Here is a 17065-nt window from a genome sequence, read left to right as displayed (position 1 = left end):
CACATCCTTCAACAGATCTATTAAATTAAGGGTTAAACAATTTAAATTTTTTAATTTTTGAACGTTTGATCACTGTGTGAGGTTCATCTGAGGAGATGTAATCAAACTTTTTATCAATTAGCCAGTCCATCGTAAGAGTATCATTTACTGTACCCGAATTAAGAATTAAACCTTTTTGTTTTGCAAGTTTTATATATTCCGGATGCTTTTGCCATACTGGATATCTAAAATTAGCTCCTTTAATACCATTACGTTCTAGATCTTCAAGGGTTTTATTGTTATTGAGGTATTGCGTGTCTACCAGAGAATCACGTTTTACGAGTGATTTTAAGATTTCATAATCAAAGCTTATAAAAGTCACCATGCGTTGCGCCTTAAGGTTTGTAAAGGTTTTATATACTTTGTCTGCGATGTATAAACCACGTTCTTGACCTTGAGAAGAAGATTTAATCTCACAGAAAAAGCGAGTTGTAGTATTGTTACGTATCCCGGCTATTATAAATTCCCTTAGCGTAGGTAACTTTTCGCCGTTAGGCAAGTTGACTTTTATTAGATCTGCATAAAGTGTTTTTTCAATAGGCATTGAATGGTAATTGGGTCCATGGGTAATGACTAGTGAGTCATCTGCTGTCATATTTACATCAAACTCAGAACCTGCACATTTAAGTCGTATGGCTTCTCGAAATGCAGCTATAGAATTACCTGGTAGTCCTTTAGCCTTCCAAGCTCCCCGATGCGCAACTGCCAAGGTTTGCTTTTGAACACTTTTTAAAGAAGATTTTGTTGCACAATTAGTTAAGAATAGAGAAACCAAATGAATTAGAAATAGTGAAAACACGCATTTAAAAAAATCGGCTTTTAGGGATAGTAATTTTTTCATAGTAATGCGTGTTTACTCTAATTATCAAGTTCTAGAACAAGCTCTGGCTCATTTGTAGTGATATAATCAAAATCATTATTTATGAGCCATTCAATATCTTCAGCCTCATTTACCGTCCAGGTATTGAGGCGTATATTTTTTGCTTTCGCGGAAGCAATCCATTCTGGTTTTTTTCTAAAGACATCTATGTAATAATCCATACCCTCAATACCATCTTCGGCTAAAGCTTCTGGTGATTTTGAACCATCGAGGTACTGTACTTTAGCTTCCGGTCTCAGTTTTTTTATTGTTTTTAGAATGTCATAACTAAAGCTGATGTAGTAACCTATGTAATCTTCGGCATTGAGTTCTGCTACCAGTTCGACAACTTTATGAGCGAGTAATTCATTTTTACCGGCTATTGAAGATGGTTTGATTTCACAGATTAAAGCGGTAGAATCGTTTTGAGTCATTCCGGCTTTAATAAAGTCTTTTAAAAGGGGTAATGATTCCCCATTCTTAAGTTTCTGCTTTGCTAATTCTGAATAGGTGTTTTCTTCAATATTGAGCCCTGCATAGGTATTATCGTGTGTGACGATTAGGGTGCTGTCTGCAGTCATACGTACATCAAATTCAGATCCTGTACAGTTGAGTGCTATTGCGTATTTAAGTGCAGCAATAGAATTTTCGGGCAGGTTTTGAGTTTTCCAGGCGCCGCGGTGTGCAATCGCTCTATTTTCAGCAAAAACAGGTACTGTTGCTTTATTTTGTTGCTGGCAGCTTATTGCAATAAAACTTATCACATAAAAGAGAAATTTATGCATATCTTAATTTTAATAGGCTTGTAAACCCGGGTTTACAAGCCTTGATTTTTGTTCTTTAATTTAATTGTAGCCTTCATTTTGAGGGTAATTAGGACCTAATAAGTCTAAATCTATCTGGGCAATGGGGAAGTTTATAAAATGATCCATCCAGTTGATACGAGGATCTTTTGAGCCATTAAAGTTTGCCGGAAAATATTTACCATCGCCTGCATAGGTACGCATCTGGCGATTTATAACATTTTGTCCCATTCGCTTAAGTGTAAAAAAGCGTTGCCCTTCAAAAGCCAATTCACGTGCACGTTCATCTAAAATTGCTTGCTCGTCAGCAACGGTTAGATCTGCTGCTTTTGCTCTGTTTCTAACGGCGTTTATATATGGTAAAGGATCTCCATTAGAGCGCATAATTGCTTCTGCAGCTATTAAATAGGTCTCTGCAAGACGATAAACTAAAATATTACTGCGTTGTAGATACGATTCAGGATCGTCATCCTCCTGAGCATATTTTAAACACGAAGGATGTAATCTCTGGTAATAGCGCGCATAATCATTTCCTTCTGGGTCTGTGTCTGTAATAGGGCTGTATATGTCTATTTTCTCTCCAATATTATCTCCCGAAGTATAGAAATATTCCAGTCTTAAATAGGTGTCGTCATTACGGGTATCGTTAGGATCTTCATCAAGCAAGCCTAAAAGATATAGGTTAGGCAAGATACGTGAAAAGCCTCTACCGCCTTGTTCTACATTAGCTTCTATGCCGGGAATTTGAAAATACTGGGTTACGAAATTTGCGTTTATCATCGTATTGTCTCCGCCTCCTAAAACATCATTCTGAGACTGAACCACAAATAGTGCTTCAGCGTGATTGCGGTCACCTGCAAATACATCTGCAGTGTTTTCTACAAGGCTGTGTGGCCCTTCTTCAATAAGACTTACAGCTTGATTTTTAGCTTCGGTCCAATCACCCTGCCACATTGCAACTTTTGCTTTTACGTGTTTAGCAGTTCCTTTTGTTACGCGCCCAAAAGTATCTGTCCATTCCAGGTTATCAATGGCAAAAGTTAAATCACTGTTTAACAAAGCAAATACTTCGTCGTCTGTAGATTTTGCATCAATTACATTAAAAGCATTGTCAACAGTTGTAGATTCGGTCGTTACATAAATATTATTGTACATACGGTATAAATAGAAATAAGCCTCTGCTCTAAAAAATTTAGCTTCTGCTATAATCTTATTGCGTATCTCATCATCAACACCTTCAATAACCTCTGCTGCATTAATAATATCTGTCGCCTTATTAGCCAAGTTATAATAGTGCTTCCAAAATAGTGAAGAAGCAAAGTTAGCTCCTAAATCTACAGGAGAAACAGCACGCTCATATCTACCTATAAGCCCTAAATAACCAGATCTGTTAAAGGCAAGATCACTACGAGAAGGTATTAAAACACCACCCATATAATCTTCTATACTATTATCATAACGGTCTCGATTAATTTTATACAAGCTAACAACTCCAGATTTTAATCCTTCTTCAGTTGTGTAAATGTAATTAGAGTCAATTATAGTACTTGGTTGTTCTTCTAAGAACTCTTCACAGGAAACTGCAAAACCCAGAGTCATTATAAGCAACAAACAAAATTTAGTTCTGTTGTAAAAATCTTTAGTAGTCATAGTTCTTATTTTTAAAATTGAGCTTTTAAGCCAAATGTAAAACTGCGTGCGTCAGGGTAGCCAGTATCTGCATTAGAAAATGTATTTCTAATATTTACCTCAGGGCTGTATCCTATATAATCTGTATTTGTAAATACGTTTGTAGCAGTAAAGTAGAGTTTGATCATTTCGATATCTAATTTAGATACAATTGCATCTGGCAAGGTATATCCCAGACTAAGTGTTCTTAAACGTATGTAAGAAGCATCTTTTACAGCCAGCGAATTAAGATATTGCGGAGCGGCATCAAAATTAGGACGCGGATAGGATGTTGAAGGGTTTTCAGGAGTGTAGTAATCTACTTTAACCCCGTTTAATTTACTAGATAGTGTGCCGCCATTATTAAAATCAGATAAAAACGGATTTACCTTTGTAGCTCCTTCTACAGCATAAAAGTCTAATAACAAGTCAAAGCCTTTATAGGATACCGTTGTAGAAAGAGAGCCAAACCAATCTGGATTGCTATCTGTAAATACGCGATCTTCTGGAGTAATTTTACCATCTGGTTGCCCGGTAATATTTCCGTTTTCATCTACACCGTTAGTGTCTTTAATACGAATATCTCCCGGAGCTAGATTTGCTTGTGGGTTGGCAGATTCAGGATTTGCCTGTGGTGCATTTTCAAAATCGTCGCCTTCTTGAAATATACCATCAAAGGCATATTGTCTGATAACATTTGTAGATTGCCCTACATAATAGCCATAGGTATCATCTTGTAAAATATTATCGCCGTTACCATCTGTATATAGTTCTTTTATTTCGTTTTTATTGTTTGACCAGTTTGTTGAAACAGACCACTTAAAGTCTTCGGTGTTTATAAGGTTTGCTGTTAAGCTTAATTCTAAACCACTGTTCGACAGTTCGCCAGCATTAAAGTAGGTGAACTGGTATCCTGTAATAGAAGGAACTCCTCTGCGTAATAACAAATTCTTAGTTGTTGCCTCGTAGTAGTTTGCGCTTCCGTATAGAAATCTATTGAATAAGGAAAAGTCTAAACCAAAGTTAAGCGTGCTAATAGTTTCAAAGTCAAGGTTTGTATTAGGTAAAACTACTGATGGAGAATAACCGGAGAATGTTGTGCCGTCAAAAATATACGGTTGCCCATCTGCTGTAAAAAGAGAAGTGTATGGGCGGCTTAATGCATTTGCTAAAGCACCGTAACTAACCCTTAATTTTAGTTCTTGTATAGCTGTCACGTCTTGTAAAAACTCCTCCTGATGCAGTTTCCATGCAAAGGCACCTGCCGGGTTATACGTCCATTTATACCCATCTGCATTTACCGAAGAACCGTCTGCACGGTAAGTAGCTGTAAAAAGATATTTGTCAAATAAATTATAACGCGCTCTACCCATAAACGAAGCTGTTCTAATAGTAGATTTATCACGCTCAACAGTCACATTACCTATTGCATTTTGTATACCATCATAGCCAAGGCTTTCATTTGTAAAACCTCTTCCCGTTGTGCGGGTTTGGGTGTATTTATTCTCGTCTGCCGCCTGTACAAGGGTTAGGTTAAAATTGTTATTTTCGTTAATCACTTTATCGTAAGTCAAGATATTTTCGACAAAATAAGCCTCCCTAAGTTCATTTTGAACTCGTGCAATCCCGCGATCTGTCTCACCACTAGAATGTAGTGAAGATAAATAACTGTCACGCTCTGTATTTCTTCGGGTTAAAGAAGTTGTTAATTGATATCTCAATTCTGGTGTGATTTGCCAGGATGGAATCACATTGACAACATAATCATTTCCTTTCTCATCGTCGTCAGACTCTCTTAAATTCCATAGTGGGCTAGTAGCTGTACCTTCTTCTCCGCTAGGAAAACGTACAATTTCGCCAGTTTCATCATAAGCTCTACCTAAGGGTGAGATCGTAATAACATTTACATTTGCAGAGCGTTCTGTATCATCATTGAGTAGGTTTAAATCAAAGCGTACCGAAACTTTCTCATTTATTTTCTGATCTACATTTAGGCGTAAATTTTTACGTGTATAACTTGATGTGGGTATAATCCCTTCTTCCTTAAAGTAGTTAAAACTACCGTAGATTTTAGTAAACTCTGTACCCCCGTTAATGCCTATAAACTGGCTATTTACTGTGCCATTTCTCAACAATTCATCTTCCCAGTTTACAAACTCATTGTTGTTTATAGATTGTAATTCGATTTCTGAAAATATAGTTTCATCATCAAGATATTCTCCCGATGCATTATTTGTGCGTCTCGCTTCTCTACGTAGCTGTGCAAATTCCTGACCATTATACACATCAAAGTTGCGCTCTAGTTGACGTACAGTAGTATACCCGTGATAGGATACTGAAACTTTATTAGTCTTACCGCGTTTAGTAGTAATTAAAACCACCCCATTTACCGCTCTTGAACCGTAAATCGCCTGTGCTGAAGCATCTTTTAAAAACTCTATTGATTCTATATCATCTGCATTAATGTCTTCTATACCGCCATTTCTAACAACGCCATCAACTACATAAATACCACTTACATTACCTTCTATAGAACCGCGTCCTCTAAAAATAATTTCTGAAGTACCACCTGGCCTTAGAGAGCCTCCTCCTACATTTACTTCGAGACCGGCAATTCTACCGCGTAGCATCTCATTTACGTCTGAAGTAGGGGTTTGTGTTGCTTTGCTTAAATCTGTTTGGGCAACTGCACTAACAAGATCACTTTTTTTCTGAGTACCATACCCTACAACAATAACCTCGTCTAGCGCGTTATCATCTGGTTGAAGTGAAATATTAATTGTTGCATTTGTGATAGCGACATTCTGTGGTTTAAACCCTAGATACGTAATTACCAGTGTTGTTGCTTCTGCATCTACAGAGAGGCTAAAATTACCATCAAAGTCTGTAGTGGTTCCAGAAGACGTGCCCTGTAAAATAACATTCGCCCCCGGTAACGGCATATTAGTTGAAGCATCTGTTACTGTCCCTGTAATTGTTCTTTGATTTTGCGCGAGCAAGGTTAAAGAAGTAAATAGCATTAAGGAAAAGAACCACTTCACTTGTTGATTGCGAGTAAAATTTCTCATAGTGTTTCGTTTTTCGTTCTATGTTGTAAATGCCTAATTTTTTTTACAACTGATGAAATTGTTTTGGGTTTAAACAAATCTAATGTGAAGTGATTGTGTATTCTTCAAAAAACACCACGATAAAAAACGAACATCGTAAAAAACATCTATTTAATTGAATAATAACTAAGAATTAGAGCACGTATAATGCAGGTTTCTGGGCTAAGGTTAAATTTAGGTTACGTACTTAATATTTAGGTATTTAAAGACTTTGTAGTGGTATTGTCTAGGTGTTATTTCTTGATGTAGGGGTATTAAAATTTTAATATATAATTAACTAGGCTATCATCGTGATCAAGATTAAGTCTTTTACGTAATCTGTAGCGTTTTGTTTCAACACTTTTAGTAGATATGTTGAGTAATGGAGCAATTTCTTTTGAGGTAAGGTTTAAGCGCAAATAGGCACAAAAGCGCAAATCATTAGGGGTAAGATCTGGGTGTGCTTTCTTAATTTTATCTAGAAAGTCTTTATCTGCATTATTAAATGCTTGCTTAAAAAATTTCCAATCCTTATTGTTGTTGAGATGACTGTCAATCAAATCAATTGCGCCTTTAGGATCTGCGGTATCTTTATCTTTAAGTAGTTCTTTTTTAATTTTGCTAAGTACCTCATTCTTTTTAATAATACTCATCGTAGAGATTGCGAGTTCTCTGTTTTTATTATCAATATCCTGATTGAGTTTTTCATTTTGGATTTGCATAATTTTTTGTTGATTCTCGAGTTGCTCACGCTCTAATTTTTTACTGTAATATCTGCGGTAGGTTCTATGAGTAATTACGAGAATTACAATTAGAATCAATACATAAACAGCAAGCATATACCCAGATAATAACCAGGGACGCTCTACCGAAAACGTATAAGAGGCGGTATTTACAGATAATTCATTGCCAATTTTTGCACGTACTAGAAATTCATAATCACCAAAGGGTAAATTTTCAAAACTTACTACGCTATTGTGCGTCCATTCACTCCATTTAGATTGAAATCCCTTAAGTTGATATTGATAGTTTACATCAATGAACTTCTTGTATTGCGGCACGGCATATTTAAAGGTGAGCATGCCGTGTCTAAAATTAAGTACTCCGGGTATTCGTGACGACAGACGTTGTGTATGACCTTCTAAATCTGATGATTGTATGCTATTTATAAACAGTTTATTTGAATGGGTTTGTTCTACTTTTGAAATATCAATGGTTAGATATCCGCCAGAAACGCCTAATAGATATACATCCTGAGCAATTAAATTAATATTCTCATAACCCAGAACACCCTTCCTTAAAAAAGAAGGAATGGGGTACTGTGCAATTCTGGGTAGGTTTGTGAGATTGTCTGTTGAGACAAGACTAATGTTTTCTTTAGAAAATAACCATAAGCGGTCTTTTTTATCACTTATAAGTTTACCTGAGATATAGCCATAATCGTTATAGATAGAAGATAGTAATGAATCTTTTTTAAAACCTTCAGTTTGTGGTGAAAACGTGTAAACACCCTTTTCGGTTGCATAAAGAATTGAATTTTGGTACGATGTTAATGCCGAATTCTTTCCTACAGGTACATTATCTATGAAATTTTGTTCTGTGACAGCTGTTAGTGAATCATTAAGTTTGAGATTAAAGACTCCTTTGTATTCGTGACTTACCAGTAAATGTTGCTCATTTACAAATTCAAAATATCGCGATGAATTATTAAAGCCTTGTATTTTAGATATAAGTTTCCAACCTTGTGCCTCCTTTTTCAGCAAATAAAGACCATTGTAATTTCCTTGTAATAATATGTTTTGACGGTTTGCTATAGGCTTAAAGTCCCAACTTCCTAATTCATTAGCAATACGCGTGGCTTTCTTATTATTTAAGGTAAATGTTCCCAGATGATGCCCGCATAACAAATCTTCATTCTTATAATTATAAAAGCTTAATACCTGGCCGGCAGTGCCGGGTAGAAACTTAAATTGAGTAGCTTTCGAATTTAAGTCTTTGTAAAAAACACCTTGGTTCGTACCTAAATACAGGGTTTCTTTGAAGACAATTGAGGTGTAAACTGTACCTAATACACCTTCAAAATCTGAATATGATCGTACGGGAGAGTTTATATTAATACTATTGATACCATTATCAAGACCCGCCCATAAATTTGAGTCTTTATCTTCAAATAGAGAAAGTACGGTATTATTACCTAAGCCACTTTTTTGCGTGATTTTATATAAAAAATGACCGGTTTTGTCAAAGTATAAGAGACCATTGGAGATGGTACCTAAAACAAGACTACCATCACGTAGCTGCAGTGCAGAAAAGATGTTAATAGTATCTAATGCAGACTCCCCCGGAGTAACCCAGCGCGTTAATTTACTATCTTTAAAGTGAAAAAAACCAGAATTTCTAGTGATTAAGAGTAGCTGATTATTTTGAGACGAAATATTTATAATGCGATCAGAATTGAATTGCGTATCAGGAATAAGTAGTGATGGTTCGCCGCCTACAATTGTGTAGATTCCCTCATTAGCAACGTGATAATAAATAGATTTATTAACGATAAATACTTTATAAATAAGATTTTTACTCGGTATTATCTTAATTGTTTGAGTAGCTTCGTTAAAAAAATACAGCGCTCTGTTTGATTGAAAAACAACCCATTCATTATACTCTAAAATATTCCATACCTGCTCATCTTCTAGCATAGGGTTATTAAGTTTTGATGCAAGTGAGGTATAGGCGAGTGTGCCTAGATTAGTTTTTTCCCAATACCCAAATTCAGCAAAACAACCCGTATATATCTTAGCGTGTATCACATTTACAGAACGCATAATTGTGCTGTTAGGTGAATCGTATTTCGCCCATCGTTCGCCATCAAATTCTAGTAGTCCACCATTATTGGCAGCATAAATAAAACCATCCTTGTTCTGAGAAATCATCCAGTTTTGATTGTCTGCACTATAATCTTCTGTAGAGTAATTTAAAATAGGAGGCAGTTCCTGACTTAGTATTAAAGTCGGTATGCAAAATATAATTAGAAGTAGGAGCCGTTGCATTGTGGTATGTAAATATTGAGATTACATTAATTTAAGTAAATATATAATTATCTAAATGGCTATTTGCTAGATAGATTTTATTATAAAGTGAGTGAAAATGATTGGCGAAGATGAGAAAGTTACACTTCCACCACCAGAAGTGATGATGTGGGTTAACAGTTTAAATTTAAACTCTGCTATTGAACAAAGTATTACTCCTATTTTTCTGTGGATTTTTATTCTCTTGCAGAAAAGATAAAGACGATTATCTAGAGCAGACTATTAAGGATAGTGTATATTTTATTTTAATGAGGCACAGGATAAAATCAGTTCTTAAGCAAACCGAAAAGTAACTACAGAGAAAACACAGCGTGGCAAAATTAGCAACGGTAAAATTTTCTGAAACATTAAATTCTCTAAAGATTGATTATGAAGATAATGGTATAGGAGCCTCAAAAGAAGCATTGATTTTAAAAAATGGGCTCCATAATACAGAAAAGCGTATAAAAGCTATTGATGGAACTATTAATTTTGAATCACAAATAGGAAAAGGTTTTAAAGCCCTGATCCATATACCAAAATAAAAGTTCTGTATTATGTTCAAAAAAGTTCTGATTGCTGAAGACTTTCAAGGTGATAATAAAAGTATTGTTGATACGCTAAAAGAGAAATTAGGGATTCCATATTTGTATGAAGAATTATATTGTGATAAAGCTTACAATAGAATTAGCGTTGCATTACAAGAAAATGATCCCTTTGAGCTTCTTGTAACTGATTTATCTTTTAAAGAAAGTCATCTGGAACAAAAGCTTAATTCTGGGGAAGAGCTTATCGCTGCTGTACGTAAAATACAACCTGATATTAAGATTATTGTTAATTCTATGGAAGATAATCCGTCTAAAGTTCAGGCGCTTTTCAACCAACTAAACATTGATGGTTATGTGTGCAAAGGCAGACAAAGTTTAAACGAACTGGTGATGGCGGTGCAGCATGCAAATGAGAATAAGGCTTATACTTCTCCGCAAATTAATCTAAATGCAAACTCTAATGTTTTTCAGCTTGAAGAGCTAGATCTTATAGTTTTAAAAAGTCTTGCTGATGGTTATAGTAAACGAGAAATTAGAGAGCAGTTAATCAAGCAAAATATTAAGCCAAATTCTGAAAGCGCTATCGATAAACGCGTGAGTAAATTGTTTGTAGAGTTTGGTGTTAAAAACTCTACCGAATTAGTGGCTAAACTTATTCGAAAAGGAATCATTTAGATTAAGGTATTAAACGGAAGAATTACATATTCTTAAACCTAAATTGTACAAATACGGGTAAATGATCAGAAAGAGTACGCGCATTTTCTAGGTTAGAGCACGTCTTTACAAAATCAATAACTCCAGAATTAACGCATTGAATCTCTTTAGAATAGAAGATGTTATCTATAACATAGTTGAGGTAATCAAATTCTTTACATTGCATTTTTAACGTTGTCTTTTGATTATGGAGTGCTGTTAAAAAGCCTCTTTTTTTCAATGGATTGAAAACCTCTTCTTGCGTATTCATATTGAAATCTCCGGCAAGAAATACAGGTTCGTTTTGTGTATTTATTACATACTCTGCTAGTGCTTTTATCTCTCGCGCAGGATTTTGATTATAGGGTCGTGAATGAAAATTGATAATTGTAAATGGTTTATCTGCATAAAAAAACTGAAGTAAAAAGGGCTCCCGATCCACCTCCTCATCTAGCTGTTTAACTAGATTTCCTCTGTTTTTAATTTTGATTTGAGCTGTCTTCCAGATATAGGCATAACGCTCGGTTACATATTTAGGACTATTAGTAGGATCACTAATTACATAATCCCATTTTGCGCCTTTTCGGTTTAATACAGCTGCAAGTTTTGCGACTGCCTGAGCACCACCATAACCGGCAACAACTTCTTGTATCGCTACAATATCTACATCTCTTAAGATTTCTGCAATCTGGTTGAGTTCTTCATTGCTTTTGGTTTTACCAAAATCACGAATATTCCACGAGACTAGCGTAATATCATTTTGCTGTGCAGCAGCAAAAAGCGAGATAAAGAGGAAGTAGAGTACAAATAGTTGTTTGATCAAAATAGCAGTTTTATTCAGGCGAAAATAGAGCATTCTCAAGATTTCACTACGTATTTATATACACAAACGGGATGTAAGGTATAGTGCAGATTTAGCGATCCTGAATTTCTTTCCACTTTTCAAAATCAACTAAAGTTTCAGGGTTTGTAGGCGGATAAAGACCACGAATGCTAGCACCTTGTTTTACTCTTTCCATAACAAAATCTTCAAATAGTGTCATTTCAGCACAGGTCTCCGCAATTTCTTCAATAAGATGCTGAGGAATTACGATTACTCCGTCTCCATCACCTACGAGTAAGTCTCCGGGAAACACAGCAACATCTCCACAACTTATTGGTTCGTTGATTCCTATCGCCTGGTGCAAAGTGAGATTTGTAGGAGCCGATGGTCTACTATGATAAGAAGGAAAATCAAGAGCAGCAATTTCTGCACTGTCTCTAAATCCACCATCGGTTACGATGCCAGAACATCCTCTTTTAAATAGTCTGGTAATTAAGATTGAGCCTGCAGATGCTGCCCGTGCATCTTTGCGACTATCGATCACCAGCACAGAATGCTCGGGACAAGTTTCTACAGCTACCCGTTGTGGGTGATTAGGATCTCTAAAAACTTCTAAACCATTGAGATCTTCACGAGCGGGAATGTAACGCAGCGTAAAGGCGGTACCAATTAATTTCTTTCCCGAATGATGTAATGCACTAACCCCTTGAATACATTGATTTTTTAGACCTCGTTTAAATAATGCAGTCGCCAAAGTTGCAGTACTTATTAATTTAAATTTCTCTTGATAGTTTATTGAATGGTTGCTCATAAAATGGTGATAATTAAAAGAAATCTGCAGTTTTTTGACTAATTTTTTGGGGAACGCGTAAATATACATATATTTGGTAAACCAATTTGGTAAACCAGTATTTATGAATAGATTAATTTACTACATCGTTACCTTAATCCTAGCTATTGGCTATTCTGCTGATAGTCTGGCATTTCAGTCTGAAAAAATAGTTTCATCCATTGAAGAATTTAATACAGCAGTTGACAACGCAGAGCCGGGCTCTGTAATTGTTATGAAGGATGGAAAATGGAAAGACGTGGCCATAAAATTTACAGGAGAAGGAACTTCTAAAAGTCCTATTACCTTAAAAGCGCAAACTAAAGGAGGTGTTACCATCGAAGGTGAATCGTATCTGGAATTAGGAGGTAATTTTCTGATTGTAGAAGATTTATTTTTCACTAATGGTTATACGCCAACTAATACTGTTATTCAATTTAAAAGTGATAAACGTATTGCAAATAACTCTACAGTAAAAAATTGTGTGATCGAAAATTTCACACAGCCAGATAGAGATACAGATGATCATTGGGTAGAGTTTTGGGGTCGTAATAATGCATTAGATCATTGTTATATAGCCGGCAAATCAAACACCGGTCCTACGGTACGTGTTTATCTTAAAGGGAATGAGCATATAAACAACAGGCATCAAATTGTAAATAATTACTTTGGGCCACGTCCCAGAAAAGGCGGACCGCACGGTGAGACCTTACAGATAGGTGATAGTTATACTTCGATGACACCGTCGTATACAAATATTTCTCACAATCTATTTGATAGATGTAACGGAGAAGTAGAAATTATATCGAGTAAGTCTAATTTCAATACATTCTCAAATAACGTATTTTTTGAATCGGAAGGTTCGCTGGTTTTGCGCCACGGTAATTATGCTACTATAGACGCTAACTTATTCATAGGAAACGATAACTCAACAAACATAGGTGGAATTCGTGTTATCAATACCGGTCACTGGATTACCAATAATTATTTTTACAAGTTAACGGGAGAAGAATTTAGAGCACCACTTGCAGTTATGAATGGGATTCCTAAATCACCTCTTAATCGTTACAATCAAGTTACTGATGTGGTGGTTGCCTATAATACCTGGATAGATTGCGGTACACCGTGGAATTTTGGTGTAGGTTCTAATGTAGATCAAAGCGAAGTATTGCCAGCTTCTGAAATTAGATCTGCTCGTGCAGAGCGTATGCTTGTAGCAAATAACGTTATTTATAGTGATCGAGAAAGTGCAATAACCAGACGTTACGATTCTATAGACGGCGTAACTTTTAAAAACAATACCATAGGAGGAGCTGTTGTAAATGACATAAATGATACTGGCGTTTTATCAAACGCGATAACGATTGAGCAAAAAGGAGATATGCTTTTTATTCCTAAAGAAAAATTAGATGAAGTGCATATGGGTTTTGATTTTGAAACAATCAAAACAGATTTATTTGGAGCCTCAAGAGAAAATCAACCACGTGCAGGAGCTGTTGTAATTGCTCCTGAAAAAGGAAGGAAATTAGTAGATTTTTCAAAATATGGGCCTAACTGGTTTAAACCAAAAGAAGAGATTAAAAATATACCGGCTATTACGGTAAGCACTGCTAAAGCTCTTATTGAAGCTATAGAAAAAGGAGAATCTGGAGTTGAAATTTTACTTGAAAAAGGAGATTATGTATTTACAAAGCCATTAGACATTACTAAGAACATCACTTTGAAAGCTAAGAATGTCAAGCAGAAAGTCAAAATGTCTTTCAATACTGAGGATGCTGCATTTAAAATGCATCCAAACGGAAAACTTGCTCTAGAAAATATTAGTATAAATGGTACTAACAAGCAAGATGCTATACGTACGCTGGAAAAGCAAATGTCAAGTGCCTATAATATATTTATCACAAATTCTCAATTTGAAAATTTCAAGTCGATCTTACAGACTTCAAAATCTTCATTTGCAGATACTATTCAAATCAAAAATTCAAAATTCATCAATTTTCAAAATGGGATTCAGTTGGCTAATGAAACTGATGATACCGGAGAGTACAATGCAGAATTCTTAATTATTGAAAATTCAAACTTTGAAAACTTTCAGAATTCAGTGATTGATTATTATCGTGGAGGTTATGATGAATCTACAATAGGAGGAAATATGATTCTTACAGGCAATACTTTCAGTCTTTCAGGATTAGCAGACGATACTAAAATTCTTATCAAGAACAGAGGTATTGTTCACGTAACGGTTTCAGATAACACATTTAAAAATAATTCGGTAGACCTTATTGCTGTTCTGTGGGGAGAGAAAGGGCAAAAGCCGGTGAATAATAAAATTACAAACTCCGGTGAATTTAAGATCGTAGAGAACCTGGAGTTAAAATTAATGTACTAGAGAGTAACTATGAAAAATATCATCTTCTTTACTGCGCTTGTTCTCGTTAATTTTAAAAGTTTAGCACAACAGATTCCAAATAATCGAGTTCTGGATATTACAGAACTTTCTGAGTATTTAAATGAAGATACTAAACAAAAATTACAAGGCGATTCTAAAGTTATTTCTTCGGAAACCTTAGCCGCTTATTTTAGAGAGCAATTTTCTAATGGTTTCTTCTATAATTGGGAAAACAATGATGCACGCTTTGAAGAATATGCCGCGCTCTACGAGGAAAAAGATGGACATACAATACGAGCTTTAGATCATCAAAATAAATATAAGGCTAACACCGTGTGGCAGTTACCTTTTAATTATAAAAATGGAGAAGCGGTTGATGTTTATGCATTACGTCACTTAGCGAGACAACACAAAATGGTTGATGTTGCTATGCAATATTACTATACAGGTAAGGATACGCTGAAGGTAAATTACTTTAAAGAGCAGTTAAAATCATTGAATGCTGCTTTAAAGAACAATAAAGTAGAAACTATAGAAAGCGGCAATGGTATCTATGAAGTATTTAGGTCTGGATATAGAATTTTAAACTGGTTGCAAATACACAATCTATATTTAGGTTCTGAAGCATACTCAGATGAAGACCAGCTTCTTACGATAGCAACGTTACTGCAGCACGCTTCAGATTTATATGAAACGAATGATACATTTCAGGCAGGTAATCACCAGACGCGAGGGATGTCTGCATTAGCAATGTTGTCTATATTATTTAATGATTTTAAGGATGCTGATGCCTGGAGAGAAAGAGCTTTAGATCTATTAGAGCAGCATCTAAACAAGGAGATTAATAAAGACGGTTTTCAGTTTGAGCGCTCGGTACATTACCATATGAGTGATATTGAAAACTATTTTTATGTATATCAATTGGCTCAAAACAACAATGTGAAATTGAGTGCAAATTTTGAAAACAAGCTGCGCAATCTATTTTCAACACTTGTGAAAATTGGATATCCTGATAAATCTGCTCCTGTTTTTTCTGATGACACAGATACGCCTTGGGCAGAAAGTAATGATATATCAGGAACTTTGACCTTAGGTTACTTACTTTTTGAAGATCCTGAAATGGGTTATTTTGCAAAGAGCAATGTCTCCTCAAAGATTTATTGGTTTCTGAAAAAAGAACAACTAGATAAATTAAAAACTATAAAAAGTACTAAGCCATCTTTTGGTTCTCTACAATTACCAGAAACTGGCTATTATGTTATGCGAGGAGGCTGGGATAAAAACGATGCAATGCTTGTTATCTCAGCCGGTCTCGATGCAGAAAAACCAGATCACCAGCATGGTGATATGCTGGGGCTGCAAATTTTTGCGAATGAAAAAGTGATTCTACCAAATTATCAAGTTCGGTATTCCTTAGAGGATTTAGAATTATTTAAAAATTCTCAAGTAAAAAATGTGGCATTAGTAGATACTCTTTTACAAGGTGTAGATTACAAGTCAAATAAAGGAGGTAGTGGCTTCGGAAAATTTGGGAGCTTGCCTCAACCGAAAACATTGTTGTTTGATTCAACAGATTCCCTAGATGTATATATTGGCAAACATTCAGGTTTCGAAGAAAACGGAGTTGAATATTCTAGACAGGTGTTGTTTATTGATACAGATTTCTGGATAGTTAAAGATAATTTCAGTTCGGCTAATACGCATAACTATAAGCAAGTATGGCAGGGTCACTACACATTAGAAGAAGCTCCGCAGTTATTAAGAAGTTCGTTTGACAATGGCAGTGGATTAGACATTTATCAACTTCAAGAAGTGGATACCGTTTCATTAAGTGGAACAAGAGGAAAAGAATGGGCTATGCCAAAAGTGAATGATAGAACCGATTTTAGTTTTGTGACAGCTGTTGTTCCTTTTAAAACCTATCTAAATCGTATAGATGAAACAAGCTCAAAATTAAATATCAAAGACTGGTCTGTTATTTATACTCCAACAGCAAAAGCAGGCATCAAAACAATTCAACTTAATAGAGGAAATAAATCTTATTTTTTCAATGTCATAAACACAACCGTTAGCAACCTTAAATTTAATTTTATTGAACCTGCAGATGTTCTAATTGAAAAGGGTTTGCGGGGTATTACAATAAGATCGTTAAGTACAAAAGAAATTTCATTTACTTACCAAGATTCTGATAGTAATAAAACTGCAGTTATGAAGACTTTAAAAATGGGAGCTTCGATTAAAATCGAAATGAAGAAATAATATA

12 protein-coding genes are annotated in these 17065 nt (G+C 35.3%); 5 read left to right on the top strand and 7 right to left on the bottom strand.

Annotated features, from left to right (window positions below; genetic code table 11):
* Positions 1-25: 25 nt before the first annotated feature.
* The 5 genes from ABVM53_RS05320 to ABVM53_RS05300 all read right to left on the bottom strand — a co-directional run bounded on the left by ABVM53_RS05320 (position 26) and on the right by ABVM53_RS05300 (position 9502).
* On the bottom strand, positions 26-880 hold the full coding sequence (locus tag ABVM53_RS05320; protein ID WP_371455786.1) for a glycerophosphodiester phosphodiesterase family protein: 855 nt from the start codon (positions 878-880) through the stop codon (positions 26-28).
* Positions 881-897: 17 nt separating this feature from the next.
* Positions 898-1683, bottom strand: a complete 786-nt coding sequence (locus tag ABVM53_RS05315; RefSeq protein WP_405330264.1) for a glycerophosphodiester phosphodiesterase — start codon at positions 1681-1683, stop codon at positions 898-900.
* A gap of 60 nt (positions 1684-1743) precedes the next feature.
* On the bottom strand, positions 1744-3351 hold the full coding sequence (locus ABVM53_RS05310) for a RagB/SusD family nutrient uptake outer membrane protein (RefSeq protein ID WP_405330262.1): 1608 nt from the start codon (positions 3349-3351) through the stop codon (positions 1744-1746).
* An 11-nt stretch (positions 3352-3362) separates the two neighbouring features.
* Positions 3363-6437: a SusC/RagA family TonB-linked outer membrane protein gene (locus ABVM53_RS05305; RefSeq protein WP_405330260.1), complete on the bottom strand. Its 3075-nt coding sequence runs from the start codon at positions 6435-6437 to the stop codon at positions 3363-3365.
* Positions 6438-6730: 293 nt separating this feature from the next.
* Positions 6731-9502, bottom strand: coding sequence for a triple tyrosine motif-containing protein (locus ABVM53_RS05300; RefSeq protein WP_405330258.1), 2772 nt, complete (start codon positions 9500-9502; stop codon positions 6731-6733).
* A gap of 97 nt (positions 9503-9599) precedes the next feature.
* Between ABVM53_RS05300 and ABVM53_RS05295 the strand changes: the two genes are divergently transcribed.
* The 3 genes from ABVM53_RS05295 to ABVM53_RS05285 all read left to right on the top strand — a co-directional run bounded on the left by ABVM53_RS05295 (position 9600) and on the right by ABVM53_RS05285 (position 10743).
* The gene (locus tag ABVM53_RS05295) at positions 9600-9740 is read left to right on the top strand and encodes a hypothetical protein (protein WP_405330256.1); all 141 of its coding nucleotides are present in this window, start codon (positions 9600-9602) and stop codon (positions 9738-9740) included.
* A gap of 112 nt (positions 9741-9852) precedes the next feature.
* The gene (locus tag ABVM53_RS05290) at positions 9853-10065 is read left to right on the top strand and encodes a hypothetical protein (RefSeq protein ID WP_405330255.1); all 213 of its coding nucleotides are present in this window, start codon (positions 9853-9855) and stop codon (positions 10063-10065) included.
* A 12-nt stretch (positions 10066-10077) separates the two neighbouring features.
* Positions 10078-10743 (top strand): DNA-binding response regulator, encoded by a 666-nt coding sequence (locus ABVM53_RS05285; protein ID WP_405330253.1) that lies wholly within the window; start codon positions 10078-10080, stop codon positions 10741-10743.
* 22 nt (positions 10744-10765) lie between these two features.
* On the opposite strand, the gene ABVM53_RS05280 is transcribed toward ABVM53_RS05285, so the two are convergent.
* Complete coding sequence (locus tag ABVM53_RS05280; protein ID WP_405330251.1) at positions 10766-11584, bottom strand: endonuclease/exonuclease/phosphatase family protein; 819 nt, start codon at positions 11582-11584, stop codon at positions 10766-10768.
* A 91-nt stretch (positions 11585-11675) separates the two neighbouring features.
* Positions 11676-12395 (bottom strand): ribonuclease activity regulator RraA, encoded by a 720-nt coding sequence (locus ABVM53_RS05275; protein ID WP_405330249.1) that lies wholly within the window; start codon positions 12393-12395, stop codon positions 11676-11678.
* A 103-nt stretch (positions 12396-12498) separates the two neighbouring features.
* Between ABVM53_RS05275 and ABVM53_RS05270 the strand changes: the two genes are divergently transcribed.
* Entirely contained in the window at positions 12499-14802 is a 2304-nt protein-coding gene (locus ABVM53_RS05270; protein ID WP_405330247.1) for a chondroitinase-B domain-containing protein, read from the top strand.
* A gap of 9 nt (positions 14803-14811) precedes the next feature.
* Positions 14812-17061, top strand: coding sequence for a heparinase II/III family protein (locus tag ABVM53_RS05265; protein ID WP_405330245.1), 2250 nt, complete (start codon positions 14812-14814; stop codon positions 17059-17061).
* Positions 17062-17065: the final 4 nt, after the last annotated feature.

Source organism: Leeuwenhoekiella sp. LLG6367-2.1, from assembly GCF_045055775.1.
Taxonomy (GTDB): Bacteria; Bacteroidota; Bacteroidia; order Flavobacteriales; family Flavobacteriaceae; genus Leeuwenhoekiella; species Leeuwenhoekiella aequorea.
The sequence above is the reverse complement of the archived record's forward strand: the minus strand, read 5'-3'. Positions and strand labels throughout refer to the sequence as shown.